At 51.6% G+C, this 22,577-nt stretch carries 25 protein-coding genes and 2 tRNA genes; 10 read left to right on the top strand and 17 right to left on the bottom strand.

Annotation, left to right across the window (positions count from 1 at the left end; genetic code table 11):
- Nucleotides 1–12 precede the first annotated feature (12 nt).
- The 5 genes from rpoH to ftsY are packed head-to-tail and all read right to left on the bottom strand — an operon-like array spanning nucleotide 13 to nucleotide 4,807.
- Nucleotides 13–951 (bottom strand): RNA polymerase sigma factor RpoH, encoded by a 939-nt coding sequence (gene rpoH, locus AC9UG7_RS08455; RefSeq protein WP_509586565.1) that lies wholly within the window; start codon nucleotides 949–951, stop codon nucleotides 13–15.
- Between the two features lie 58 nt (nucleotides 952–1,009).
- A complete protein-coding gene (gene eno, locus AC9UG7_RS08450; RefSeq protein WP_509586527.1) occupies nucleotides 1,010–2,290 on the bottom strand; it encodes a phosphopyruvate hydratase in 1,281 nt (426 codons plus the stop codon).
- On the bottom strand, nucleotides 2,287–3,318 hold the full coding sequence (locus AC9UG7_RS08445; protein ID WP_509586525.1) for an aminoglycoside phosphotransferase family protein: 1,032 nt from the start codon (nucleotides 3,316–3,318) through the stop codon (nucleotides 2,287–2,289). The genes eno and AC9UG7_RS08445 overlap by 4 nt, the downstream gene beginning before the upstream one ends.
- Before the next feature lie 22 nt (nucleotides 3,319–3,340).
- Complete coding sequence (locus tag AC9UG7_RS08440) at nucleotides 3,341–3,790, bottom strand: Mpo1 family 2-hydroxy fatty acid dioxygenase (protein WP_509586523.1); 450 nt, start codon at nucleotides 3,788–3,790, stop codon at nucleotides 3,341–3,343.
- A gap of 21 nt (nucleotides 3,791–3,811) precedes the next feature.
- Nucleotides 3,812–4,807, bottom strand: coding sequence for a signal recognition particle-docking protein FtsY (gene ftsY / locus AC9UG7_RS08435; RefSeq protein WP_509586521.1), 996 nt, complete (start codon nucleotides 4,805–4,807; stop codon nucleotides 3,812–3,814).
- Nucleotides 4,808–4,868: 61 nt separating this feature from the next.
- Here ftsY and AC9UG7_RS08430 point away from each other — a divergent pair, with 61 nt between their 5' ends.
- Genes AC9UG7_RS08430 through AC9UG7_RS08410 form a run of 5 tightly spaced genes read left to right on the top strand, consistent with a single transcriptional unit; the run spans nucleotide 4,869 to nucleotide 8,997 of the window.
- The gene (locus tag AC9UG7_RS08430) at nucleotides 4,869–6,299 is read left to right on the top strand and encodes a M16 family metallopeptidase (protein WP_509586519.1); all 1,431 of its coding nucleotides are present in this window, start codon (nucleotides 4,869–4,871) and stop codon (nucleotides 6,297–6,299) included.
- Complete coding sequence (locus tag AC9UG7_RS08425) at nucleotides 6,296–7,621, top strand: M16 family metallopeptidase (RefSeq protein WP_509586517.1); 1,326 nt, start codon at nucleotides 6,296–6,298, stop codon at nucleotides 7,619–7,621. The genes AC9UG7_RS08430 and AC9UG7_RS08425 overlap by 4 nt, the downstream gene beginning before the upstream one ends.
- Entirely contained in the window at nucleotides 7,618–8,175 is a 558-nt protein-coding gene (gene rsmD / locus AC9UG7_RS08420; protein WP_509586515.1) for a 16S rRNA (guanine(966)-N(2))-methyltransferase RsmD, read from the top strand. The genes AC9UG7_RS08425 and rsmD overlap by 4 nt, the downstream gene beginning before the upstream one ends.
- Before the next feature lie 30 nt (nucleotides 8,176–8,205).
- A complete protein-coding gene (gene coaD / locus AC9UG7_RS08415; RefSeq protein ID WP_509586513.1) occupies nucleotides 8,206–8,694 on the top strand; it encodes a pantetheine-phosphate adenylyltransferase in 489 nt (162 codons plus the stop codon).
- A gap of 12 nt (nucleotides 8,695–8,706) precedes the next feature.
- Nucleotides 8,707–8,997 carry a YfhL family 4Fe-4S dicluster ferredoxin gene (locus AC9UG7_RS08410; RefSeq protein WP_509586511.1) on the top strand — a complete coding sequence of 97 codons (291 nt, stop codon included), beginning with the start codon at nucleotides 8,707–8,709 and terminating at the stop codon, nucleotides 8,995–8,997.
- Here the strand turns inward: AC9UG7_RS08410 and AC9UG7_RS08405 are convergent.
- The 8 genes from AC9UG7_RS08405 to AC9UG7_RS08370 all read right to left on the bottom strand — a co-directional run bounded on the left by AC9UG7_RS08405 (nucleotide 8,979) and on the right by AC9UG7_RS08370 (nucleotide 14,920).
- A complete protein-coding gene (locus AC9UG7_RS08405; RefSeq protein WP_509586509.1) occupies nucleotides 8,979–9,278 on the bottom strand; it encodes a hypothetical protein in 300 nt (99 codons plus the stop codon). The genes AC9UG7_RS08410 and AC9UG7_RS08405 overlap by 19 nt on opposite strands.
- Nucleotides 9,229–9,909 carry an aminoacyl-tRNA hydrolase gene (pth, locus tag AC9UG7_RS08400; RefSeq protein ID WP_509586507.1) on the bottom strand — a complete coding sequence of 227 codons (681 nt, stop codon included), beginning with the start codon at nucleotides 9,907–9,909 and terminating at the stop codon, nucleotides 9,229–9,231. Before pth ends, AC9UG7_RS08405 begins: the two co-directional genes overlap by 50 nt.
- A gap of 64 nt (nucleotides 9,910–9,973) precedes the next feature.
- Nucleotides 9,974–10,600 (bottom strand): 50S ribosomal protein L25/general stress protein Ctc, encoded by a 627-nt coding sequence (locus AC9UG7_RS08395; protein WP_509586505.1) that lies wholly within the window; start codon nucleotides 10,598–10,600, stop codon nucleotides 9,974–9,976.
- Nucleotides 10,601–10,698: 98 nt separating this feature from the next.
- Nucleotides 10,699–11,676 carry a ribose-phosphate pyrophosphokinase gene (locus AC9UG7_RS08390; protein ID WP_509586503.1) on the bottom strand — a complete coding sequence of 326 codons (978 nt, stop codon included), beginning with the start codon at nucleotides 11,674–11,676 and terminating at the stop codon, nucleotides 10,699–10,701.
- An 86-nt stretch (nucleotides 11,677–11,762) separates the two neighbouring features.
- A tRNA-Gln gene (locus AC9UG7_RS08385) sits at nucleotides 11,763–11,839 on the bottom strand.
- A 33-nt stretch (nucleotides 11,840–11,872) separates the two neighbouring features.
- On the bottom strand, nucleotides 11,873–12,727 hold the full coding sequence (gene ispE / locus AC9UG7_RS08380) for a 4-(cytidine 5'-diphospho)-2-C-methyl-D-erythritol kinase (protein ID WP_509586501.1): 855 nt from the start codon (nucleotides 12,725–12,727) through the stop codon (nucleotides 11,873–11,875).
- A 4-nt stretch (nucleotides 12,728–12,731) separates the two neighbouring features.
- Nucleotides 12,732–13,199 (bottom strand): lipoprotein insertase outer membrane protein LolB, encoded by a 468-nt coding sequence (locus tag AC9UG7_RS08375; RefSeq protein WP_509586499.1) that lies wholly within the window; start codon nucleotides 13,197–13,199, stop codon nucleotides 12,732–12,734.
- A gap of 47 nt (nucleotides 13,200–13,246) precedes the next feature.
- Nucleotides 13,247–14,920, bottom strand: a complete 1,674-nt coding sequence (locus tag AC9UG7_RS08370) for a tetratricopeptide repeat protein (protein ID WP_509586497.1) — start codon at nucleotides 14,918–14,920, stop codon at nucleotides 13,247–13,249.
- 114 nt (nucleotides 14,921–15,034) lie between these two features.
- On the opposite strand from AC9UG7_RS08370, the gene mutM reads away from it, so the two are divergent.
- A complete protein-coding gene (mutM, locus tag AC9UG7_RS08365) occupies nucleotides 15,035–15,850 on the top strand; it encodes a bifunctional DNA-formamidopyrimidine glycosylase/DNA-(apurinic or apyrimidinic site) lyase (RefSeq protein WP_509586495.1) in 816 nt (271 codons plus the stop codon).
- Nucleotides 15,835–16,899, top strand: a complete 1,065-nt coding sequence (mutY, locus tag AC9UG7_RS08360) for an A/G-specific adenine glycosylase (RefSeq protein WP_509586493.1) — start codon at nucleotides 15,835–15,837, stop codon at nucleotides 16,897–16,899. Before mutM ends, mutY begins: the two co-directional genes overlap by 16 nt.
- Here mutY and rapZ read toward each other — a convergent pair.
- Genes rapZ through AC9UG7_RS08345 form a run of 3 tightly spaced genes read right to left on the bottom strand, consistent with a single transcriptional unit; the run spans nucleotide 16,862 to nucleotide 20,312 of the window.
- Nucleotides 16,862–17,731 carry an RNase adapter RapZ gene (gene rapZ, locus AC9UG7_RS08355; RefSeq protein ID WP_509586491.1) on the bottom strand — a complete coding sequence of 290 codons (870 nt, stop codon included), beginning with the start codon at nucleotides 17,729–17,731 and terminating at the stop codon, nucleotides 16,862–16,864. The two genes, mutY and rapZ, sit on opposite strands and share 38 nt — an antisense overlap.
- Nucleotides 17,728–19,419 (bottom strand): DNA repair protein RecN, encoded by a 1,692-nt coding sequence (gene recN, locus AC9UG7_RS08350; RefSeq protein WP_509586489.1) that lies wholly within the window; start codon nucleotides 19,417–19,419, stop codon nucleotides 17,728–17,730. The genes rapZ and recN overlap by 4 nt, the downstream gene beginning before the upstream one ends.
- Nucleotides 19,416–20,312, bottom strand: coding sequence for an NAD kinase (locus tag AC9UG7_RS08345; RefSeq protein ID WP_509586487.1), 897 nt, complete (start codon nucleotides 20,310–20,312; stop codon nucleotides 19,416–19,418). Before AC9UG7_RS08345 ends, recN begins: the two co-directional genes overlap by 4 nt.
- A 39-nt stretch (nucleotides 20,313–20,351) precedes the next feature.
- Between AC9UG7_RS08345 and hrcA the strand changes: the two genes are divergently transcribed.
- Nucleotides 20,352–21,353 carry a heat-inducible transcriptional repressor HrcA gene (hrcA, locus tag AC9UG7_RS08340; RefSeq protein WP_509586485.1) on the top strand — a complete coding sequence of 334 codons (1,002 nt, stop codon included), beginning with the start codon at nucleotides 20,352–20,354 and terminating at the stop codon, nucleotides 21,351–21,353.
- A gap of 57 nt (nucleotides 21,354–21,410) precedes the next feature.
- On the opposite strand, the gene AC9UG7_RS08335 is transcribed toward hrcA, so the two are convergent.
- Entirely contained in the window at nucleotides 21,411–21,917 is a 507-nt protein-coding gene (locus AC9UG7_RS08335; protein WP_509586483.1) for a DUF1993 domain-containing protein, read from the bottom strand.
- A gap of 73 nt (nucleotides 21,918–21,990) precedes the next feature.
- Here AC9UG7_RS08335 and AC9UG7_RS08330 point away from each other — a divergent pair.
- Both AC9UG7_RS08330 and AC9UG7_RS08325 read left to right on the top strand, forming a co-directional pair.
- Nucleotides 21,991–22,069 (top strand) — tRNA-Ile (locus AC9UG7_RS08330).
- A 203-nt stretch (nucleotides 22,070–22,272) separates the two neighbouring features.
- Nucleotides 22,273–22,536: a hypothetical protein gene (locus AC9UG7_RS08325; RefSeq protein WP_509586481.1), complete on the top strand. Its 264-nt coding sequence runs from the start codon at nucleotides 22,273–22,275 to the stop codon at nucleotides 22,534–22,536.
- The last annotated feature ends 41 nt before the right edge of the window (nucleotides 22,537–22,577 follow it).

Raw genomic sequence — 22,577 nt, 5'->3', positions numbered from 1 at the left:
ATCCAACCTCAATCACGCATATTCAAGCAAGGCCAACTTCATTTTCTTCATGGCGGCCACTTCAATTTGACGGATACGTTCGGCACTCACACCAAACTCATCTGCGAGTTCGTGCAGTGTCATGCCACCACTGTTGTCGTCGTTCACCTTGAGCCAGCGCTCTTGCACAATGCGCCTGCTACGCTCATCGAGCACAGCCAGTGCTTGTGTGATGCCGTCAGTCGATAGGATATCTCGTTGGTGTGCTTCGATCATGGCGGTGGGCTCATGATGCACATCTGTTAAGTAAGCAATGGGGCCGAACGCCTCTTCGCCGTCTTCGTTGGATACCGGGTCCAGCAGTACATCCGAACCTGCCATCCGAGCTTCCATTTCAATGACCTCTTCACGTTTGACATTCAAGTCTTTGGCAATGCTGTCAATTTGTGCATCGCTCAAAGTGTCTCGCAAGGAAGCATCGTGGTTTTCACCGGCGTCGGCTCTGAAACCTTGTTTTTTCGAGCGCAAGTTGAAAAAGAGTTTGCGTTGGGCTTTGGTGGTCGCAAGTTTGACCATGCGCCAGTTTTTGATGATGTATTCGTGAATCTCAGCCTTGATCCAGTGAATGGCGTAACTGACCAGTCGAACGCCGTGATCCGGATCAAAACGCTTGACGGCTTTCATCAGGCCGACATTGCCTTCCTGAATCAGATCTGCATGAGCCAAACCATACCCGGCATATTGGCGTGAAATAGAAACCACCAACCGCAGGTGGGACAAAATCAATTTGCCGGCTGCTTCCAAGTCATTGTTTTCTTTGAGCTTTTTTGAAAATTCCTGCTCTTGTTCTAAAGTCAGCATAGGAAGGCGGTTTACCGCAGTGATATAGGCGTCAAGATTGCCTAAGGGCGGAAGAATGGCCCATGGATTGACCGCCAGTTGTGACTGTCCGGGGGTGGTGGAAAGAGTCATGCTTGTCATGGAAGTTCTCCTATCGGATAACAATGACGCCATATTAGCACTCTCTGGTCTAGAGTGCTAATTTAAGTCCGTGTTTACCCGCAAAGACGGTGTGTTTACCCCACATTTCTTGAATACGTAAGCATTCATTCCACTTGGCCATGCGTTCTGATCGGGCAAATGAGCCAACTTTCAGCTGTCCGGTGTTCCAACCGGTGGCCAAGTGAACAATGGCGGTATCTTCAGTCTCGCCGGAGCGGGCGGACACAATCATGCCCATGCCAAGTCTTCGTGCTGCCAGCATGGCAGCGTAGGTTTCTGTCAGCGTGCCCACTTGGTTGGGTTTGAGTAGCACCGCGTTACAGGCTTGGTCTGTGTGGGCTGCTTCGATCAAATCCACTCGAGTGACCAGGTAGTCGTCCCCAATGACTTGTATTCGGTTTCCTACCGCCCGGGTAAACGCCTGCATTCCGGCGGTGTCATCCTCGGCAAAGGGGTCTTCGACAGAGATGATGGGATAGGCATCTATCCAGCTAAGTAACACCGATAACCATTCGTCTGAGCTGTAGATGTGGTTGTCCAAGCCCAAGGTGTAACTGCCTTGTTGGCCGAATTCCGAGGCCGCAATGTCCAAGGCAATCGCGACCTGGTCATGGCGATATCCCGCTTTTTCAATGGCCAAGGTCAAGGTCTGCAAGGCTTCTTCATTGGACGAAAAGTCAGGCCACCAGCCGCCTTCATCTGCAACCCCAAAACGCTTGCCACGCGCTTGCATGAGTTTGCCCGCAGTTTGGTAAACGTGGGCCACCATGACCATGGCTTCATCAAAACTTTGAGCCCCAATGGGCATGACCAAGAAGTCCTGAACATCGACGCGCCTGCCAGCGTGTGCTCCGCCACCAAATATTTGAATTTGTGGCAGTGGCAGACAAACTGCGTCGCCTTGTGAAAGGTATTGCCAAAGCGCTAATGACTGAGAGACCGCCGCCGCTTGCGCAATGGCTAATGAAGTAGCAATCGTCGCATTCGCGCCTAAGCGGCTTTTAAGCGGCGTGCCGTCCAATTCGATCAAACGCTGGTCGGCGCTGGATTGATCTAAGGCATTCACACCTGCCAATACTTTTGCGATTTCGCCATTGACATTGGCAATGGCGTGTGAAACATCGAATCCATCCAGATGTAAGCCGCCGTCGCGTAGCTCAAGTGCTTCACGGCTGCCTCGAGATGCGCCCGCAGGGGCTACGCCTCTGCCCATGCTGCCATCCTGTAAGTGCACGTCGACTTCTACGGTCGGTCGGCCGCGAGAATCCCAAATGCGCCGAGAGTGGATATGTTTGATCGCTGTTTTCATGGTGTGTTCCATTGTGCACGCATGTCAGCAAGTCGGGATTCAGGCTGGTTCAGCCATGCAATAGCTTTATGCCTAATGAATGGATGCTGCCATTCTTCGTTCAGATATTCCACAGGAGATTTGCCGTCAATCCGGGCCAATAGCATGCCAGCCAGTAAGTCACAGGTGCGTGATTCAATGGCGTCAGGTGATTCCCAACGCACGTTTTGCAGGTAATGGGTTGATAAAAGATCAAAGACTTTCAGGTAAGAGTGGTTCAGTGCAGGTTGGCACACAGCTTTGAGTAGCAAATGTGTCAACACAAAAGCCAGGTCAAATGCAGGGTCGCCCCAACACGCGCACTCAGCATCCAATAGCACGGGGCCGTTCAGTCCGACCAGAATGTTTTTAGGACTGACGTCGCCATGGATCAATGTTTTTTTATGCGACAGGGTTCGGCTCACCAATCTCTTTAGTGCAAGAGCGCTGGCGCCGTGCTTTTCTGCGGTAAATAAAAAATAAGGCGATAAACGTATGGCTACAAAATCTTCGTCATGATCAAAGCGCTTACACAAATCGAGATTGTCCGCACTTGCCGCATGCAAACGCACCAGTAAGTCTGCCAACGCCATAGCGGTTGAGTGGTTCACTTCTCCATTGAGCAACTGCTGCTTCCAAACCGGATAACGGTCTGCGGGCAGATAGGACATGGCAAATATGCAGTCTTGATCGTCCTCACCAAGCACATGTGGCACTGCATTTGGCGTGACGGTTTGAGCAAATTGAAGCCAGGCCACTTCATCTCGGTTGCGTCGCACAGGCGCTTCCCACAGCGCCGCCACTTTCAGTTGAGGCAAAGCGCGTTTCACACAATACACAAGACTTGGCGTTTCAACCTTAACGATAAGGGAGGAGACGCCACCTGTGAGTGCGGTGAAACGCACATCCTGACCTGGTTGGTACAAGCCCATTCGCTGCAAACCCGGCAACAAAGCTGCATGCTCGGGGATCAATTTTTCGATGGATGGTGTGAGCGAAGGTGTGTTCAAAACAAAGGTTTGATATGGACCGTTACCAACGGATGTGAAATTTCATCAGCAACGGACGCAATACAAACAACGGACCGACCCAAAGGTATTGCACATCTTCAAAGAAAGAAGGTTTCTTTCCCTCTAGCTTGTGACCGACAAATTGCATCAACCAAGCGCCAATGAAAACCGCCAAGCAAATATACAGACGTTGCTCACCCATGGCATGTACCAAAGCCAGCATGACGAAAGACCAAGCGGTCATAGCGACAGTGAACGGCAGCGACAACCGCATGTAGTAAACCATGCTGGCCAAAATAAATGCATAGGCAATGGCAGGATGCAGACAAAACAGCAAGCCGATCAGGCTCAACATGATCAATGGAATGGCGGCGAAATGAATAAGCTCATTGGTGGGGTGGAGATGACTTTGAGCGTAATGGCTCAATAGTTCATCGATTCGTCTGGGAGAAATTTCTGTGGTGGCATCCATGAACAGTCCTTTGTGAAAATGTCAATCGATCAAAGCGCTTGCGAACTCATCGGCTTTGAAGCCTTGTAAATCCTCTAGCTTTTCTCCGATGCCAATGAAATATACAGCTAAAGAATTAGCTTGTGAAGACTTGCGTTGTTGCGCCCACAAAGCAATGGCCGCCAGTACACCGCCCTTGGCTGTGCCATCGAGTTTGGTGATGATCAAGCCTGTCAAACCAAGTGTTTCATCAAAAGCCTTGACCTGAGCCAACGCGTTTTGACCGGTGTTGCCATCAATCACAAGCAGTACTTCATGAGGCGCAGTGGGATCGGCTTTCTGCACCACACGCTGTATTTTTTTCAGCTCATCCATCAAATGCAATTGCGTCGGTAAACGTCCTGCAGTGTCCACCAACACCACATCTTTTCCGCGTGCTTTGCCAGCAGTCACTGCGTCAAATGTGACTGCCGCAGGATCTCCATTTTCCTGACTGACGATATCGACTTGGTTGCGGTCCGCCCACACCATGAGTTGTTCCTTGGCGGCGGCTCTGAAAGTATCGGCTGCGGCCAATAGCACGCTCGCACCTGCATCGTGCAAATGTCGGGTTAACTTGCCAATGGATGTGGTTTTGCCAGCCCCATTGACTCCAGCCACCATGATGACGGTGGGTTTAAAGTGGCTGATGTCTAATTCACGCTCAAGCGGTGTCAGCAACTCTGTCAATACTTCCACCAACAAATGTTTGACATCAGAGGCGTTGCTGCTGCCCTGAAGTTTGATTTTTAGCTTTAACTTATCCAAGATGTATTGCGTAGCAGCGATGCCTGCGTCTGCCATCAGCAAGGCAGATTCCAATTCTTCGTAGAGTTCATCGTCAATCGGCTTGCCAGTGAACAGCAAGGTGAAATGGCTACCAGTTCGTTGCAGACTGCTGCGTAGCCTGCCCAGCCAGTTGCGCGAGGCTACTTGCGCTGCCGTAGTGGAACTGGTGCCAGTGGCAGGTGGGGGTTTTCGTTTGAACAGGTTGAACATGACCACAGGTTTCTACAATGCGCTGTATATGCAAAAAATACTTGAAACAATGGGTCATTCTATGAAACCGTATTTGAAAGTAAATCTAAACCCTGTCAGCCGCATCTTGGGCTGGGTGTTAAGCCTGATTGTGGGTTTGTTATCAGGTACCCAAGCCATGGCCCAAGAGGCCCAACAATTCACTTTGAAGAATGGCATGACTTTGATTGTCAAATCAGATTCACGTGCGCCAATAGTGGTGCACATGGTGTGGCTCAGGGTGGGTTCGATGGATGAAGTCGATGGCACGTCTGGCGTTGCCCATGTGCTTGAACATATGCTCTTTAAAGGCACGACAACCATCAAGCCTGGTGAGTTTTCACGCAAAGTTGCAGCGTTGGGTGGACGTGAAAATGCATTCACCAATAAAGATTACACCGGTTATTACCAGCAAATTCCCGCCAACCGTTTGCCAGACATGATGCGATTGGAAGCCGACAGATTTGCCAATAACCAATGGCCAGATGATGAGTTTGCTCGAGAAATCGAGGTCGTCAAAGAAGAGCGGCGCATGCGAACAGAAGATTCCCCGCGCATGCTCATGTATGAACAATTGAATGCCGCGCAATTCATGGCGTCACCTTATCGCCGACCGGTCATCGGATGGATGAGTGATCTTGATGCCATGACTGCACAAGATGCGCGTGATTTTTACCATCGTTGGTACCGGCCTTCCAATGCTGCGGTGGTGATTGTGGGAGATGTCGACGTTCTTCAAGTCAAGGCATGGGCCGAGGATATTTATGGGCAAATACCAGAAGGTGTTGTGCCTGATAGAAAACCTCGAAGCGAGCCCGTTCAAACGGGTACTCGGCGTATCCAAGTCAAAGCTCCTGCAGACCAAGCGTATCTGGCCATGTCGTGGAAGGTTCCCGGCTTTAAGGGGTTTGATAACCAAGCAGACAACCAAGACGCGTTGGCTTTGACCTTGCTCTCTGCGGTGTTGGATGGTTACAGCGGTGCGCGTTTAGACAGATCGCTGGCGCAGGGTGAAAACAGATTGGCTGACAGTGTGGGCGCGTCGCACAGTTTCAGCGGCAGAGGCCCGCAAGTGTTTGTGCTCGATGGCGTTCCCGCTAAAGGCAAAACCACCGAACAACTGGAAGCCGCACTGCGGGAACAAATCGCACGCATAGTGAAAGACGGTGTGAGTGAAGCTGAGATGAAGCGGGTGCGAGCACAGTGGCTGGCATCCACCACCTACCAGCGGGATTCGTTGTTCAACCAAGCGCGTGAACTCGGTAACCATTGGGTTGAAGGCTTGCCCTTGGACACACCTGACAAATTGGTGGATGCTTTGGTCAGCATCACGGCACAACAATTGCAGGATGTGGCCAAAAAATATTTCAATGATGACCAATTGACTGTGGCCACTTTGATTCCGCAGTCAGGACCGCGTCCGGCATTTCGCAAGCCGGCACCCGGTTCACGTCACACGGAAGGTATGAAATGAAAAAGCTATTTGTATTGTGCGCTGCATGGCTGTGTGCACCGTTGGTTACTTTGGCGGGTATACCTGTTCAATTTTGGACTTTGGACAATGGAGCCAAAATTTATTTGATGGAGGTTCACGGCTTGCCTATGGTGGATGTTCAACTTGAATTTGACGCGGGGTCCAGACGCGACGGCAAAGGGCTGTCCGGTTTAGCTCAGGCGACTGCCATGATGTTGGGCAAAGGTGTCAAAGCGCAGGGAGATCAACCTGCTTGGGATGAAAACCAGTTAGGTGAAGCTTGGGCAGACCTGGGTGCCATGGCAGGCGCATCCGCTTCAGCAGACCGAATGACCATGAATTTACGCAGTCTCACCCGTCCAGAATTACTGGATGCCGCGGTGGCTTTGGCTGCACGTCAATTAGCCTATCCTGCTTTTCCTGCAACTGTTTGGCAAACTGAACGCGAGCGATGGATTGCCGGAATACGCGAATCAGCCACCAAACCTAACGTACAAGCCTCACGGGCGTATTCCAAAGCCGTCTACGGGGATCACGCTTATGGCGAGGAAGCAGATGAAGCCAGTTTGCGCAAAATTGACACTGGCTTGATGAAAGAATTTCATGCGCGTCACCTGTTACCTTGCCGCGCAAAAATCAGCATTGTGGGTGCGATCAATCGGGAGCAGGCGACAAGGCGGGTGGAGCAATTGCTCGAAGGATTGCCGACATCCAAGGGTTGCGATTTGTTGCCTTTGGTGTCCGAGGTACAGCCTTTGAGCGAAGCTAGAAAAATTGTCATACCCTTCGAATCAGCCCAGGCCCATGTGTTTATCGGTCAACCCGGAATAGCCCGACAGCACCCTGACTTTTTGGCATTGACTGTGGGTAATTATGTGTTGGGCGGCGGCGGGTTTGTGTCGCGATTGACCGATCAAGTGCGAGAAAAACGCGGGTTGAGTTACAGCGTTTACAGCTATTTCTCGCCTGGTCAGCTCGCTGGCGCTTTCACTGTCGGTTTACAAACCCGGCCCGATCAAGCTGCAAAAGCCATTGAAGTAGCCACCAGTGTGGTCAATGAATTTGTACAACAGGGACCAACCGATGCTGAAGTTCAAGCGGCCAAGGATTTTTTAATTGGAGGTTTTGCATTGCGTTTGGACAGCAATAAAAAATTGATGGACAACCTGAGCAACATAGCCTGGTTTGATTTGCCGCTCGACTATTTGGATACATGGACGACCAAAGTGCAGGAACTCACCGCCGCCGACATACAGCAAGCCTTTGCACGAAATCTTCAGCCCGAGCGCATGGTGACCGTGGTGCTGGGTGCTGCGCCATGACCCCTGGAGAAGTTCGCATCATCGGCGGGCTTTGGAAGCGCAGCAAATTACCAGTGGCCGATGTGCCAGGGTTGCGACCCACGCCTGACCGTGTGCGCGAAACCTTGTTTAATTGGTTGGGACAAGACCTGAACGGGTGGATATGCGTAGATCCTTTTGCAGGCAGCGGTGCCTTGGGTTTTGAAGCCGCGTCCAGAGGAGCCGCAACCGTTGTATTGGCAGAAACCCAAGCCCAATGCGTGACAGCCATGGAAAAAAGCAAAGATCGCTTGAAGGCTACACAGCTCAAAATACAGCGAACAGATGGCTTGTCCTTGCTAAGACAATTGCCTTTGCAAAGCCAGGATTTGGTATTTTTGGACCCGCCTTACGACTATGCTTCTTACGAACAAGCATTAAAAATGACACACCAATGCCTCAAGCCGACTGGCTATGTTTACTTAGAGTCACACAAGGCTTGGAGCGCAGATGAATTGCAAGCTCTGGGTTGGTATCAGGTTCGCTATCTAAAGGCTGGGTCAGTGCACGCCCATTTATTGCAGACAACGGCATAATTCGACCATGCCGCCCGTTTGAGGAGTGTTATGTCTGAGCCTGTAATCGCTTTGTACCCAGGAACTTTTGATCCGATCACACTGGGTCATGAAGACATTGTGCGCCGTACCTCTCGCATGTTTGATACCGTGGTCATTGCGGTGGCCAAGGCGCACCACAAGAAAACCATGTTTTCGCTCGAACAGCGCCTTGAGATGACCCGACAGGCCATGGCGGACTGTCCGAATGTCAGGGTCGAAACTTTTGACGGGCTTGTGATTGAATTTGCCAAGACGCTCAAAGCCCGAACCATGGTGCGTGGGATACGCTCTATGACGGATTTTGATTATGAATTTCAATTAGCTGGCATGAACAGACGTTTAGCCCCCGCCATTGACACTGTGTTTCTCAACACCTTGGATGTGTATCAATGCATCTCCAGCACCTTGGTGAGAGAAATCACTAGCTTAGGTGGGGATGTCGAACAGTTTGTCTCGCCAAGAGTTTTTTCATACATGCAAGCGCATTCCAATGCCTGAGGTAAGACAGCCATGGCATTGATGATCACGGACGAATGCATCAACTGTGATGTGTGTGAGCCCGAATGCCCGAACTCTGCCATTTACATGGGCCAATTGATTTATGAAATAGATCCCGCTAAGTGCACTGAATGCGTGGGCCACCATGACGAACCTCAGTGTGTACAGGTTTGTCCGGTGGCTTGCATTCCACTGCATCCTGAGCATTTAGAGAGTCAGGATACTTTGTGGGAAAAGTACAGGCGCTTACAAGCCCTGCGTACCTCACCTCCACCCACCGCACATCATTCAACTGCAGAGTGAGTTGATTTGGCTTTCTTTTTAGCCTTCTTCTTCTTCTTCTTTTTTTTCTGAGTCTGTGTTTCTGTGCCATTGTCCGATTGGGCTTTGAACGATTTCGGCTTGCTGGCTTTCTCTATCACGTTGTTGCTGTCAGACGGACAAGGCTTTAAAACACCCTCTTGCTCGCACTGAAGTGCAGGGGGCTGTTTTTTCTCTTTGGCCAGCGCTGGTTGCGCCAGTCCCAGGCTGAGGCTAAGAAGAAGCAGGCTCGGAACCTGGCTCAGAGGGGTTGGATTTTTCATGCAAATCGCCTTTCTCAGGTGGTGTGGCCGCCGCCGGTCTTGGCGGTTTGGGCCTGGGCGGTTTGCTGGTGTGTACCAGTTGTGTGGCTTTCACCATGTCACCGCTCACCATCAAGGCTACGGCTTTAAGCGTTCTGTCAATGCAAGTGTCAATCAGTGATTTTTGATCTGGCACTGGCTTTTTCAATACCCAATGCAGCACTTCAGATTTCACGCCAGGGTGGCCAATGCCTAAACGCAATCGCCAGTAAGCGTCATTGCCAAGTTGCGCATGAATGTCACGCAGTCCGTTGTGACCGGCATGGCTGCCGCCGAATTTCATTTTGGCTTCACCCGGTACGACATCGAGTTCATCGTGGACAACCAGAATTTCTTCAGGTTGGATTTTGAAAAACTTGGCCAATGCCGCTACCGATTTGCCCGACAAGTTCATGAAAGTAGCGGGCTTTAGCAACCAGATGGTTTGTCCTTCAAACTGGGTACGAACCGCCCAACCGTGGTAACTTTTTTCAGGCTGTAAGCTGACTTTGAGTTGCGCGGCGAGTTGGTCTATCCACCAAAAACCCGCATTGTGACGGGTGTCCTCGTATTCAGTGCCCGGGTTGCCCAAGCCGACAAACAGTTTGATCATATGGAGAGATTATCAGGCGCAAAAAAACCCGCCGAAGCGGGTTCTTCCAAGCTGCAAAAGCAAATTACTTCTTGCCTTTGCCTTTGGCAGGTGCAGCTGCAGGCGCTGCTGCTTCGGGCGCAGCTTCTTCAGCCACGGACACGACGCTGACCAGCACTGGGTTGTTCTTACCGTGGATCACAGCCTTCACGCCCTTTGGCAATGTGATGTCGTTGACATGCAATGACGTACCTTTCTTCAGGCCACTCAAATCAATGGCGATAAATTCAGGTAAATCTGCCGGCAGGCAGGCGATTTCAAGTTCAGTCATGACAGGATTTACCAGACAAGCGTCGACTTTGACGGCAGGTGAATTTTCCTGACCACTGTAGTGCAGTGGCACTTTCATGTGCAGCATAGTGTCTGCTTCAACGCGTTGGAAGTCGATATGCAGCACCAATTGCTTGAACGGATGGTATTGCACGTCACGCAGCAGCACTTTGGACGTTTGACCAGCCAGTTCCATTTCAAGAATGGTGGCATGGAAAGCTTCTTTTTTCAATGCGTGCCATAAGGCATTGTGGTCAAGCTCGATGTTGACCGGTTGGTGGGCTTTTCCGCCATAGACGATACCGGGCGTACGACCGGTGATACGCAGACGGCGGCTCGCACCCGTTCCCTGCTTATTGCGCTCAAAAGCGACGAATTTCATGGTTATCTCCTGAAGAAGTCCACCGCGACCAGTGTGACTCCGGTTTCACAAACGAAGCAGCGAACTGCTTCACAACATTGAACCCTGACCTTGACAGCTTAAAAAAGCTGGTCTTGGTCAGAGAACAAACTCATGACCGACTCTCCTTTGGCGATACGCTGAATCGTTTCTGCGATCAACGGTGCGACAGAGAGTTGGCGAATTTTTTGACAGGCTTGCGCCTCAAGGTTCAGCGGGATCGTGTCAGTGACGACGACTTCGTCCAGTGCGTCACCTTTGGCGATGCGATCGATGGCTGGGCCAGAAAAAATCGGATGGGTGCAATAGGCATAGACTTTTTTTGCGCCACGCTCTTTCAACACTTCGGCGGCTTTGACCAAAGTACCTGCGGTATCAATCATGTCATCCATGATGACGCAATTACGGCCTTCAATTTCACCAATCACGTGCATGACCTCGCTGACATTGGCACGCGGGCGACGTTTGTCAATGATGGCCAGGTCGCAATTCAGTTGCTTGGCCAGTGCACGGGCGCGCACGACGCCACCGACATCGGGCGACACCACGATGAGGTCGTCGTAGTTTTTCAGGCGCAAATCACCCAGTAGGACGGGTGAGGCGTAAATGTTGTCAACCGGAATATTGAAGAAACCCTGAATCTGGTCTGCGTGCAAATCCATGGTCAGTACACGTGCAATACCGACAGTTTGCAAAAGATCGGCCACCAGTTTGGCTGAAATAGGTACCCGCGATGAACGGGGACGACGGTCTTGGCGGGCGTAGCCGAAATAGGGGATGACGGCGCTGATGCGTTCGGCCGAAGCACGTTTGAGTGCGTCAACCATGATCAGCAATTCCATCAGGTTTTCGTTGGTGGGGTTGCAGGTCGACTGCACCACAAATACATCGCGGGCGCGAACGTTTTGGTTGATTTCGACTGTGACTTCACCGTCTGAGAATCTGCCGACTTCGGCAGCACCAAGCCCGATGCCTAAATGGGTGGCTACCTCGGCGGCCAAACCCGGATTGGCGTTGCCGGTGAAAACCATGAAATCCGGGGGCATGGGGTGCGACATCTTGACGACCTGAGGTTAAGGAAATCGAAAGCACTGGATGATGGAAAGTCCATCAACCTTGCTGCTTTCGTCATACAGCAATGGAGTGGCAGGGGAAGAAGGATTCGAACCTTCGCATGCTGGAATCAAAATCCAGTGCCTTAACCAACTTGGCGACTCCCCTACACGGGAAACCTGTATTTCAACAAGCCTCCAGTCAAACGTCGCAGGAAACCCAACCGGACAGGGGATGAATTTCCAAATTGCTGCATTCACGCAACACCCAACCCGCGGGCGGGTCAGAAAAAACCGTTTCATCTGTGAGCAACGCAAAAACTGCACTGCCTGACCCGGTCATTCTGGGATGCAAACCGTGGTTGGTCAGCCAAACGAGAGCTTCCTCAACCTGCGGACACAATCCACTGGCTACTGCCTGCATGTCATTGCGCCCAAAAGCGTAGGGACGTGCAGCAAAGTCTGTCATTGTAACAGGTGAAGAATCTCGTTTCAGAGCCGGATTTTGGAAAATTTTGGCTGTCTCCAAGCCAGCCTCGGGTTTGAGCACCACAAATCGTGCAGCAGGCAGGGATAGCGGCCTGAGAACTTCCCCGATGCCTTGTACCCAAGCATGATGTCCTCTGAGAAAAAAAGGAACATCTGCGCCCAACTGCAACCCCAAAGGAAGAAGTCTGGACAACGGCCAGTTCAAGCCCCAGAGTCTATTTAAAGCCAGCAAGGTGGTGGCAGCATCGGATGAACCCCCGCCCAAACCGGCTTGAGATGGAAGACGTTTTTCTATGCTGATCAATGCACCGTAATCAGTGGCACTGACGTCTTTCAATAACTTGGCAGCACGCAGACACAAGTCAACTTGCGGCAAGCCAATACTGAGATCGCGGCGATGCAATTCACCATCGGTCCGTAAATCAAAATGAAGTACATCCCACCAGTCGATCATCATGAATACAGATTCGAGCAAGTGATAGCCATCCGGTCTGCGTCCGGTGAGGTGCAAGAACAGGTTCAGCTTTGCCGGTGCTGGCACATGGTGCAATTGCTTGAGGACAGCCATGAATTCAGTGCGCTGGGTTGATGAGTAATGTCAATTGCAGCGATGGTAAGGGGTGAATACGCTGGGCATATATGCGTCTGCCAGCAGGTAAATTTTCTGAGCGTATGTCCCAGCCTTTGATGGATGGGCCATCGACTTCAAGCCAAGACATCAAAGGCGTTAATGGTAGGTTTGCCCCCGTCAATTGTCTGGTCAAGTCTTCCATATTGGCAAAATGTTTTTCGCTCAATCCTTGCGTCAATATAGCCTCATGTTCAGACCAGTTTGCGACAGCAAGCGTTGTGCCAATGGGGGAATAAATGGTCAATTCGCCGCTTTGCGGCGAACCCTGAAGTTCAAAGTTAGCGCTGAAAAGCTCAGGATTGGCATTTAAAACCCGTACCTGCAATCTACCTTCCCAATGCGCAGTGTTGGCAAGGGGAACGGTTTTAGAGGGGTAGGAAAAATGACTGCATCCGGAAGCAATCGCCATCACAGTCAAAAAAAGCGGGACAGATAAATTCCGAGAGAACAGAAAACTCAAAGTTTGACCTTTAGTCGCTTCAAGGTTTCCAGCAGCATTTCATTTTTAGGGTCTTGTCTGGCGGCATCACGCCAAACATTGACGGCTTTGTCTTTTTGTCCTAGGCTCCAAAAGACTTCCCCTAGATGCGTACCAATTTCGACATCATTTTTGGTTTCATAGGCTCTCTGTAGTATGGCCAATGCCGCTTGTTTGTTGCCCATGCGGAACTCGACCCAACCCAAGCTATCGGTGATCATGGGGTCTTCCGGAGAAAATTCCAATGCCTTGATGATCAATTGTCTTGCTTCAGGCAAGCGAATATTTCGATCTGCAAGTGCGTAACCCAGCGCGTTGTAAGCGTGCTCGAAATCGGGTTTTTCAGCAATCACGCTACGCAAGAGTTTTTCGACCTCATCCATATGATTGAGCTTTTCAGCAGCCATGGCTAGCTCATAGCGCAAGTCCACATCTTCAGGTTCCGCTTTGGCAGCCTTGCGCAATAGCTGATAACTAGCCTCATGCATTTTGTAATCACGTAGCAGTTTCAACTCGGCTTGTAATTTGGTTCGCTTGGCCTGCTGAGAATTTTCAGGTAAGTCAGCCAGCAACGCGCGAGCTTTGGCCATCTCGCCTTTGCTGGCCAGTACGTTAGCGCGTTGGATTTGAACTTGGGTGATGGCCTCTGGATCATCGATTTTGCTGAGCCAGGCTTCTGACTCGCTAGGTTTTTTCTCCTTGGTAGCGATTTGCGACAGCATCAAATACGCCTGCGATAAACGCGCGTCTTCCTTGGGTTTTTCCAAATCAATATATTTCAGCAAAGCTTGTTTGGCTTCCTCGTACTTGTTCATTTCCATCGAAATCGCAGCTTGCATCAGCCAGGCATCAGCAAAATCCGGTTGGCTTTTGTTAAGTGAGGCAAGTAGCTTGGATGCTTCCGGTAATCGCTGCAAATCAACCAACACACGGGCGAAATTCAAGCGCAAATGAGGTGGGCTGCCGTCAGTCAAAATGGTTTTGAGGATGTCTTCAGCTTGTGACACACCCAAAGAGAACAATTCCAAGGCCAGAAAACCAGGCTCGATAGCTGACGGGTTGGCGGCAATCGCTTTGTTAACGGACTCTAAAGCCTGAGGGAGTTTTTTAGCGGATACCTGCATGCGCCCGATGGCAGTCCAACTCGCTGCCGCTGTGGCGGGATTACTGACAAATGGCACCAGCGCTTGTTCCACCACAGCAGTGGCTAATTCTTTGTCTTTGACTTGGGCGTAAATCTGAGGCAAACCATTGATGATCAGCACTTGTTCAGATTCAGGGCTTAACTGAACATAGGCTCGCAGTGCCATCAAGCTTTCAGCCAACTGGTTCAACGCCACTTGGATTTGCAGCACATGTTGATTGGCTTGGCGCGACATGGGGAAAGCTTTTTTCCACATCTTTGCGCCATCCAGCGCAGTCGTGCCATCTCGTGCGGACAAGGCAATCTCGACCGCACGTTTGTAGAGTGATTCATCGCCGGATTTTCTGGCGGCATCCAAGATCAGTGCGTAGCCCGCACCCAAATCGCCTCGGCTGACTTGCATTTCACCCAGCATGATTTGCATGGCGGTCTCGCCATTCAAGTCCGAGTTTTGGATGACTTCAGGTTTTTCTGCAGTGGCGTCCTCAGCAAATGCAGAAATCGGCATACCCACTAAACAGAGGGCGCAGAAAAATGCGGTGAGGTGAACGGGGGATTGTGTCAGTCGGTGGAATGTATTCATTGGGGAATGATAATCCCAGACATTGATGAAGCGCCAGCCATGCCTGAATTACCCGAAGTTGAAGTAACCCGACTGAGTTTCGCCTCAGACATTGCGGGAGCAAGAATCCTGAATGCACAACTCGGGCTGGCCTTACGTTGGCCTTTGGGGTGTGCGACTGAGCAATTAACGGGCAAACACATACTGAGAGTAAGGCGCCGAGGTAAGTACCTACTACTTGATTTATCAGAAGGTTTGCTATTGATTCACTTAGGCATGTCTGGTTCTTTGACCTTTACCAAGGCCTCGGCGCCAGCCGGTAAACACGACCATTTTGATTTGACTACCTCCCAAGGCTTATTGCGATTGCATGACCCTAGGCGATTTGGTGCCGTGGTTTACGTCGCAAGTCAAACCGATGCGATGGCCACCAAATTATTGGGACATTTGGGGGTGGAGCCGCTAGAGGACGGGTTTGATGCCGCTGTGTTTGCGGCGGGTCTCAAAAAGCGAAACGCGCCTATCAAACAGGTGTTGCTGGCGGGCGAGTTGGTGGTTGGTGTGGGAAATATTTATGCCAGCGAAGCTTTGTTTTTGGCGGGAATCCGACCGACCACGCGCGCCTCTCGCATCAGCAAACCACGTGCCGCTAGGCTGCACAGTGCGATTCGCGATGTGTTGGCTAGGGCCGTAGCGCAGGGCGGCAGCACCTTGCGCGATTTCTCCAATGCGCAAGGGGAAAGCGGGTATTTTCAACTCCAAGCCAATGTGTACGACCGCGAAGCTCAACCATGCCGCGTTTGCACATCGCCCATCAAGCGATTGGTACAAGGCCAGCGATCCACGTTTTACTGCCCTGCGTGCCAAAAGCCGTGAACCCGTTTGCAAACCGCTTGGTCGATTGGCAGCGGGTGCATGGCCGCCATGATTTGCCCTGGCAGAACACCCGAGATCCCTACCTTGTGTGGTTGTCTGAAATCATGTTGCAGCAAACGCAGGTTGTGACGGTAATAGGCTATTACCAGCGGTTTTTGAGGGCGTTTCCCGATGTGCAAGCACTGGCCGCTGCGCACTTGGACCAAGTGTTGGGTTTGTGGAGCGGTCTGGGTTATTACAGCCGGGCACGTAACCTGCATGCTTGTGCGCAGCAGGTGGTGAGCGAATTTTCAGGTGTGTTTCCTCGGCGGGTCGACCAATTACAAACACTCAAAGGCATAGGGCCGTCGACCGCCGCAGCCATTGCATCGCTGTGCTTTGAGGAACGGGTGGCGATTTTGGACGGCAATGTCAAACGTGTGTTGACACGACACCAAGGCTTTGCGTTGGACTTGTCTTCATCAGCCAATGAAAAAAAACTTCAGGCCTTGGCAGAGGCATGTTTGCCGTTAAACGAGCTTGACATGCCGTCGTATACCCAAGGCATCATGGATTTGGGAGCGACTTTGTGTACACGATCCGCGCCCACTTGTATGGCCTGCCCTGTGCAAGAAGACTGTGTGGCTAAGGCCCGTGCGAATCCCAGTGATTACCCAGTGAAAACTCGAAAAATCAAACGCAGTTCGCAAAGCCTGTGGCTGTTGTGTGCCACGACGACAAATCGGGATGTCTGGTTGCAGCAGCGTCCCGCTAAGGGTGTGTGGGCCAGTTTGTACACACAGCCATTGTTTGATTCAGAAAATCAATTGCTTGAAGTGGTGCCGCAAAACCTGCGTCATCTGCTCAGCTTGGCGCCTGCTGTGGTTCATGCGTTGACCCATAAGGATTTGCATTTGCATGCCTGTCATGTGTTGTTATCCGAGAGAGTGGCTATGGGTGAAGGACACTGGTTCAGCGCTTCTCAATGGCCGGGTATGGGTTTGCCTGCGCCTGTGCGTAAGTTGTTGGAACTTATGCCGGGTCCAGTTCCCGATGGCGTTTCAAGCTGACCCAGTCGTGGGCAAACTGCTGGTGCAATTGCTCTACCAAATACACCGAACGGTGTTGACCGCCGGTACAGCCGATAGCCACAGTGACATAACTGCGGTGATCCTGTTTGAGGGCAGGCAACCAATGATTCAGAAATTCTGCAATCTGATTTCTCATGGCGTGTACCGGTTGATGTTGGCTCAGCCAATCGGCCACGGGGGCTTCGCGCCCGGTTTGCTGGCGCAACTCGGTTTCGTAATGCGGGTTGGGCAACATTCTGACATCAAACACGAAATCGGCGTGTACGGGAATACCGCGCTTGAAAGCAAAGGATTCAAACATCAAGGTCAGTTGAGAGCTGGCGGCGGTGACCAAGTCATGTATGTAACTTTGTAATTTACTGGCTCGCAATTGGCTGGTGTCAATGATGTGGGACTCTTCTCGCAAGTTCGCCAGCAACTGGCGCTCGAGCTCAATAGCATTCATCAAATCCAGTGGACTGTGGCTGCCATCGGTCGCTGGGTGCGAGAGGGGATGGTTACGCCTTGTTTCTGAAAACCGGCGCAGCAAAGTGTCGGATCCCGCATCCAGAAAAAGCAGTCTGACATTAACGTCTTGTTTACGTAATTCGGCCAGTTGGGCAGGCACGGTATGCAAGGCATTGGCACTGCGCACATCCATGGCGATGGCTACTTTGGTGGTTTGCTTGCGGTCTTCGAGTTGTACAAAGGGCATCAGCAATTCTGGCGGCAGGTTGTCGACGCAGTAATAGCCAGCGTCCTCCAGTGCGTGCAAGGCTATGGATTTGCCTGAACCTGCCATGCCGGTGATAAGCACGAGTTCGCGTTTCATGTTTTAGCCACCCGTGGCTTGGATTTGGGAGCTGAAGTTGCAGTCATGGCTTGCAGCATTTCGCGCGCATGTGCGTGGGTGGTTTCTGAGAGACGCTCACCGCCTAGCATGCGTGCAATCTCACTCACGCGCTGTTCGCCAGCAACTGATTCAACCGCGCTGAAACTGCCTTGTTTGTCGGATTGCTTGGAGACCACCCAATGGTTGTCTGCGCAGGCTGCTACTTGCGGCAAATGGGTGACGGCCAGCACCTGGCGGTCGCGCCCGAGTTGCTTCATCAAGCGACCGACGGTTTCAGCGACGGCGCCACCGACACCGGCATCGACCTCGTCAAAAATAAGCGTTTGTGCAGTGCCCAATTGGCTGGTGGTCACGGCGATAGCCAGCGCAATACGCGACAACTCACCGCCTGAGGCCACCTTGCCGACCGGACGTGGCGTGCTGGCGGCATGACCGGCGACCAAAAACTGAATGTCCTCCAGACCATGGCTGGCGGGTTCGGGCAAGTTTTCCAGCAAAACTTCAAAACGGCCGCCCTGCATGCCCAGATGTTGCATGGCTGCGGTGATGCTGGCGGCTAATTGGGGGGCCGCTGATGCGCGGGCTTTACTGAGCAACTTGGCTTGCTTTATAAAGGCCTGAGACGCGGCTTGTTCCGCTTTTTCAAGCGCAGCAAGATCAGCGGCAGCGTCCAGCTTTTGCAATTCAAGTTGCCAGCTGGCGTAAAGGTCTGGCAGTTCAGCAGGTGTGCGCTTGTAACGTCGTGACAGAGAGACCCAAAGCCCTAGTCGGGCGTCCAGCTCTTGCAGACCTTGCGGGTCCAGGTCGGCACGGCGCAGCCAAGCTTGCAGACTGTGAGCGGCATCCTCGGCTTGAGCCAAACACTGGGCGAGTTGGTCGGCCAGCACTTGAAACTCGGGCTCGATATGGCTTTGTTCCAGCAAAGCGTTGTGTGCTTGGGACAAGCTGTGCGTGGCCGCATCGTCTTCAGCGTTCAGATATTGCAAAGCCGTTTGGGCTGCATCCATCAATGACTGCGCATGGGAGAGTCGGGTGTGTTGTGAGTTCAAGTCTTCCCATTCGTCAGCTCGAGGGGAGAGTTTGTCGACCTCACCGATTTGCCAGGCCAGGCGTTCGCGTTCTTGTTGTAATTGGTTTTGGGCCAAGCGTGCGTTGGAGAGGGTCTCTTGAGCCGTTCGCCAGTGGTCCCAAGTTTGAAGCAGGCTGCGTGAGTCCACACCAGCGTAGGCGTCCAGTAAACCGCGAACTGCGCTGGGCTTGGTCAGGCTTTGCCAAGCATGTTGACCGTGGATGTCAACCAACTGGTCACCAATTTCGCGCAATTGCGCAGCCGTCGCTGCGCTGCCGTTGATCCAAGCCCGGCTTTTGCCTTGCGTGTCTATGCTGCGTCTAAGCAGCAACTCATCGCTTTGGTCAAACCCGTTATCGTGAAGCCATTGATTGACCATTGAACCCGCCGCAAAACCGGCGCTGATTTCGGTACGTGTGGCACCCTCACGCACGACACCCGTGTCAGCTCGCGCACCCAGCACCAGTTGCAATGCATCGATCAAAATGGATTTGCCAGCACCCGTCTCGCCACTGAGTACGCTAAAGCCATTAGCTATATCCAGTTCGAGTTGGCGCACGATGACGAAGTCGCGCAGACTGATGCGTTGCAAACTCATGAGCCTCCCTCGTTCCAATGCAGTTTTTGTCTGAGTGTGTCAAAGTAACTCCAGCCACGGGGGTGTAGAAACACTGCATGGTGTTGTGATTTACGTACCCTTACCTGATCGCCTATCCACAGCGATGCAAGAGACTGCATATCAAAATTTGCACTGGCATCTCGTCCGGCCACCAGTTCTATCTGGATTTCAACCGAATCAGCCAGCACCAAGGGTCGGTTTGACAGGTTATGAGGAGCGATAGGCACCATCACCAACCCGCCCAGTGAAGGCTGGAGCAGCGGCCCACCGGCTGACAATGAATACGCGGTGGAACCTGTGGGTGTGGCGATGATCAGACCATCTGCGCGTTGGTTGGCGACAAAATGGCCGTCAATGCTGACGCGCAACTCGACCATACCGGTGGTAGCGCCTCGGTTGACCACCACATCGTTCAAGGCTTGCGCTTCCATCACACACTCACTGCCGCGCCATACCTGAGAATGCATCATGACCCGGTGATCTTGTTCGTATTCGCCAAACAGCATGGGTTCCAAATTGGCTTCCAACTGGTTCAAGGCTATATCGGTAATGAACCCCAGTCGCCCCTGATTGATACCGATCAAGGGAACGCCGTGAGGTGCCAACTGACGCCCAAAGCCAAGCATGGTACCGTCACCCCCAACCACAAGCGCCAGATCGCATTGGTCTGCAATGCCTTGAATATCCAAAGTTGGGGCCACTTCCAGTCCAATTTGCTGAGCAGAGTCCTTTTCCAAAAATACCTCTGCGCCCAATTTCTTTAGCCACTCGGTCAGCGACGTCAGTACTTGCCGGGCTTGTTCGGGCGGGGCAGTGTTGAAAGCGGAATGGTGTTTGCCGATCAGGGCAATGTGGCGGAATGTCAGGCTCATGGGCAAATTACATCATTAAAATGATTCGAAAGGATGACCATGCTGGACGATCGTGCCAAGTTTCTGTTGAAAACCCTGGTTGAGCGCTATATTGCCGACGGTCAACCGGTGGGTTCCCGCACCTTGTCGCGGGCCAACGGGATTGAATTGTCGCCTGCCACGGTACGCAATGTCATGGCCGATCTGGAGGAGTTGGGGTTGATTGTCAGCCCGCACACTTCAGCGGGTCGAATTCCCACCGCCAAAGGTTACCGACTGTTTGTCGACACCATGCTCACGGTGAACCGCGATGACTTACATGCACCGACGTTAGCGCCAGAGCAACCGCAAAAAGTCATTGCAAATGCAGCCAGTTTGCTCTCTAACCTCTCCAATTTTGTTGGTGTCGTCATGTCACCACGCCGAGGTTCGGTTTTCAGGCATATTGAATTTCTGCGCTTGTCTGATAAACGCGTGTTGGTCATCATTGTGTCGCCCGATGGTGATGTGCAAAACCGAGTAATCTTCACTGACACCGACATTTCGCAATCTCAATTGATTGAAGCTTCCAATTATTTGAATGCAAATTTTGTTGGCATGGGTATCGATGAAGTACGACAACGGCTGCAACAGGAAGTGGAAAAATTGCGCAGCGAAATTGCTGCTTTGATGCAAGCGGCAGTGCAATTCAGTTCGGAAGCCATCAATTCCACAGAGGATGAAGTGGTCATCAGCGGAGAACGCAATTTGCTGTCGGTTTCTGATTTTTCCAGCGACATGGGCCAATTAAGACGCGCGTTTGATTTGTTTGAACAAAAGGCGCAACTCATGCGATTGCTCGACATGTCCAATCAAGCAGAAGGTGTGCGTATTTACATTGGCGGCGAGAGTCAGATCGTGCCTTTTGAAGAATTATCTGTGGTCAGCGCGAATTACGAGGTCGATGGTATGGTGGTAGGCACATTGGGTGTGATCGGCCCGACTCGCATGCCCTATGACCGCATGATTCAGATCGTGGACATTACCGCCAAACTGGTGAGCAACGCGCTGAGTCACAAATAAAAACTGCCGGTGCAGCATGCGCAAGCCGGCAGTTTGTAGCGGTCCGCAGGTAATTATTTAAACCTTGCCCAGGTAATCACGCTTGCCGATTTCCACGCCGTTGTGGCGCAAGATGGCGTAAACCGTGGTCACATGAAAGTAAATATTTGGCATGGCGTGGTTCAATAAAAATTGCATGCCTTTGTAATGTGTCTCCACGTCGCCGCGCTTGGTGACGATGTCCTTATCCTCTGTCCCGTCAATGTGAGTAGCGGTAAAGCCTTGAACAAAGGCTTGTGTTTTGGCAACCCGTTGCTTGAGTTCTGCCAGAGTGACTTCGTTGTCTTCATAGGCAGGAACATCTACCCCAGCCAAACGTGCGACCACACCTTTGGCGGTATCGCAGGCTATTTGCACTTGGCGCGTCAAGGGAAGCATGTCGGGGTAGAGGCGAAACTGAGTCAGGGCAGATTCGTTCCATTTTTTTGACTCGACATGTGCATGCGCTTTGCTGAGCAAATGGTCAAGGTTGGTCAGCATGTTGACGATGCGCGGCACGCTGGCTTGGTACATGGAAATGGTCATGGGGCAGTGCTTTCAGTTGAAAAGATTGATCTTCGCATGATTCAGTGGATCAATGCGTAAAATGACCAAATGCGGGCCCCTAGCTCATGCTTGGTTAGAGCAGCGGACTCATAATCCGTTGGTGCCGTGTTCGACTCACGGGGGGCCCACCAAAAGTCAATTAAATCAATCACTTAGAGAGATTTAGGTGATTTTTTTTGGAAAAAGTATAAAAGTCAATAGTTTTATACTTTTCAAGTCAAACCGCACCACCAAAAGTGATGCGGTTTTTTCTTTGCTCATCGAAAAAAACTTGCCATTCCTACCCCCATTCATACCATCCAAACCCTCATCAACAACTCACAGAGGTAACGGTATGACACAGAGTGATACAGGGACAACATTGGTCAAACTTCGCAAGATGATTGAGTCAATGCAGAAGGAAGAAATGCGTCAGATTCAATCAACACACTCAGACGCACTGGCACAGATTGTTTCCATCGCCAAACAGAACCAACTGAACGCAGAACACATTGCGTTTGCTTTGAGTGTGAAAGAACCAAGAGTCAAGAAAGAGCACCGTGTTCCGAGGAAGAACAAAAAATCATCTATCTTCAATGAACCAGAAGTTGTTCAGTAAGAATCAACAGAACTCAATCAGAACCCACTTACGAGTGGGTT

Origin of the sequence: Limnohabitans sp. (assembly GCF_046052765.1) — a bacterium.
In the GTDB taxonomy this organism is placed as follows: Bacteria; Pseudomonadota; Gammaproteobacteria; order Burkholderiales; family Burkholderiaceae_C; genus Limnohabitans.
The sequence above is the reverse complement of the archived record's forward strand: the minus strand, read 5'-3'. Positions and strand labels throughout refer to the sequence as shown.

Excerpts from the sequence above, each read along its gene's own strand:
- rpoH (WP_509586565.1), bottom strand. The coding sequence starts at position 951 with ATGACTCTTTCCACCACCCCCGGACAGTCACAACTGGCGGTCAATCCA.
- eno (WP_509586527.1), bottom strand. The coding sequence starts at position 2,290 with ATGAAAACAGCGATCAAACATATCCACTCTCGGCGCATTTGGGATTCT.
- AC9UG7_RS08440 (WP_509586523.1), bottom strand. The coding sequence starts at position 3,790 with ATGGATGCCACCACAGAAATTTCTCCCAGACGAATCGATGAACTATTG.
- ftsY (WP_509586521.1), bottom strand. The coding sequence starts at position 4,807 with ATGTTCAACCTGTTCAAACGAAAACCCCCACCTGCCACTGGCACCAGT.
- AC9UG7_RS08430 (WP_509586519.1), top strand. The coding sequence starts at position 4,869 with ATGAAACCGTATTTGAAAGTAAATCTAAACCCTGTCAGCCGCATCTTG.
- AC9UG7_RS08425 (WP_509586517.1), top strand. The coding sequence starts at position 6,296 with ATGAAAAAGCTATTTGTATTGTGCGCTGCATGGCTGTGTGCACCGTTG.
- rsmD (WP_509586515.1), top strand. The coding sequence starts at position 7,618 with ATGACCCCTGGAGAAGTTCGCATCATCGGCGGGCTTTGGAAGCGCAGC.
- coaD (WP_509586513.1), top strand. The coding sequence starts at position 8,206 with ATGTCTGAGCCTGTAATCGCTTTGTACCCAGGAACTTTTGATCCGATC.
- AC9UG7_RS08410 (WP_509586511.1), top strand. The coding sequence starts at position 8,707 with ATGGCATTGATGATCACGGACGAATGCATCAACTGTGATGTGTGTGAG.
- AC9UG7_RS08405 (WP_509586509.1), bottom strand. The coding sequence starts at position 9,278 with ATGAAAAATCCAACCCCTCTGAGCCAGGTTCCGAGCCTGCTTCTTCTT.
- pth (WP_509586507.1), bottom strand. The coding sequence starts at position 9,909 with ATGATCAAACTGTTTGTCGGCTTGGGCAACCCGGGCACTGAATACGAG.
- AC9UG7_RS08395 (WP_509586505.1), bottom strand. The coding sequence starts at position 10,600 with ATGAAATTCGTCGCTTTTGAGCGCAATAAGCAGGGAACGGGTGCGAGC.
- AC9UG7_RS08390 (WP_509586503.1), bottom strand. The coding sequence starts at position 11,676 with ATGTCGCACCCCATGCCCCCGGATTTCATGGTTTTCACCGGCAACGCC.
- ispE (WP_509586501.1), bottom strand. The coding sequence starts at position 12,727 with ATGGCTGTCCTCAAGCAATTGCACCATGTGCCAGCACCGGCAAAGCTG.
- AC9UG7_RS08375 (WP_509586499.1), bottom strand. The coding sequence starts at position 13,199 with ATGGCGATTGCTTCCGGATGCAGTCATTTTTCCTACCCCTCTAAAACC.
- AC9UG7_RS08370 (WP_509586497.1), bottom strand. The coding sequence starts at position 14,920 with ATGCCGATTTCTGCATTTGCTGAGGACGCCACTGCAGAAAAACCTGAA.
- mutM (WP_509586495.1), top strand. The coding sequence starts at position 15,035 with ATGCCTGAATTACCCGAAGTTGAAGTAACCCGACTGAGTTTCGCCTCA.
- rapZ (WP_509586491.1), bottom strand. The coding sequence starts at position 17,731 with ATGAAACGCGAACTCGTGCTTATCACCGGCATGGCAGGTTCAGGCAAA.
- recN (WP_509586489.1), bottom strand. The coding sequence starts at position 19,419 with ATGAGTTTGCAACGCATCAGTCTGCGCGACTTCGTCATCGTGCGCCAA.
- AC9UG7_RS08345 (WP_509586487.1), bottom strand. The coding sequence starts at position 20,312 with ATGAGCCTGACATTCCGCCACATTGCCCTGATCGGCAAACACCATTCC.
- hrcA (WP_509586485.1), top strand. The coding sequence starts at position 20,352 with ATGCTGGACGATCGTGCCAAGTTTCTGTTGAAAACCCTGGTTGAGCGC.
- AC9UG7_RS08335 (WP_509586483.1), bottom strand. The coding sequence starts at position 21,917 with ATGACCATTTCCATGTACCAAGCCAGCGTGCCGCGCATCGTCAACATG.
- AC9UG7_RS08325 (WP_509586481.1), top strand. The coding sequence starts at position 22,273 with ATGACACAGAGTGATACAGGGACAACATTGGTCAAACTTCGCAAGATG.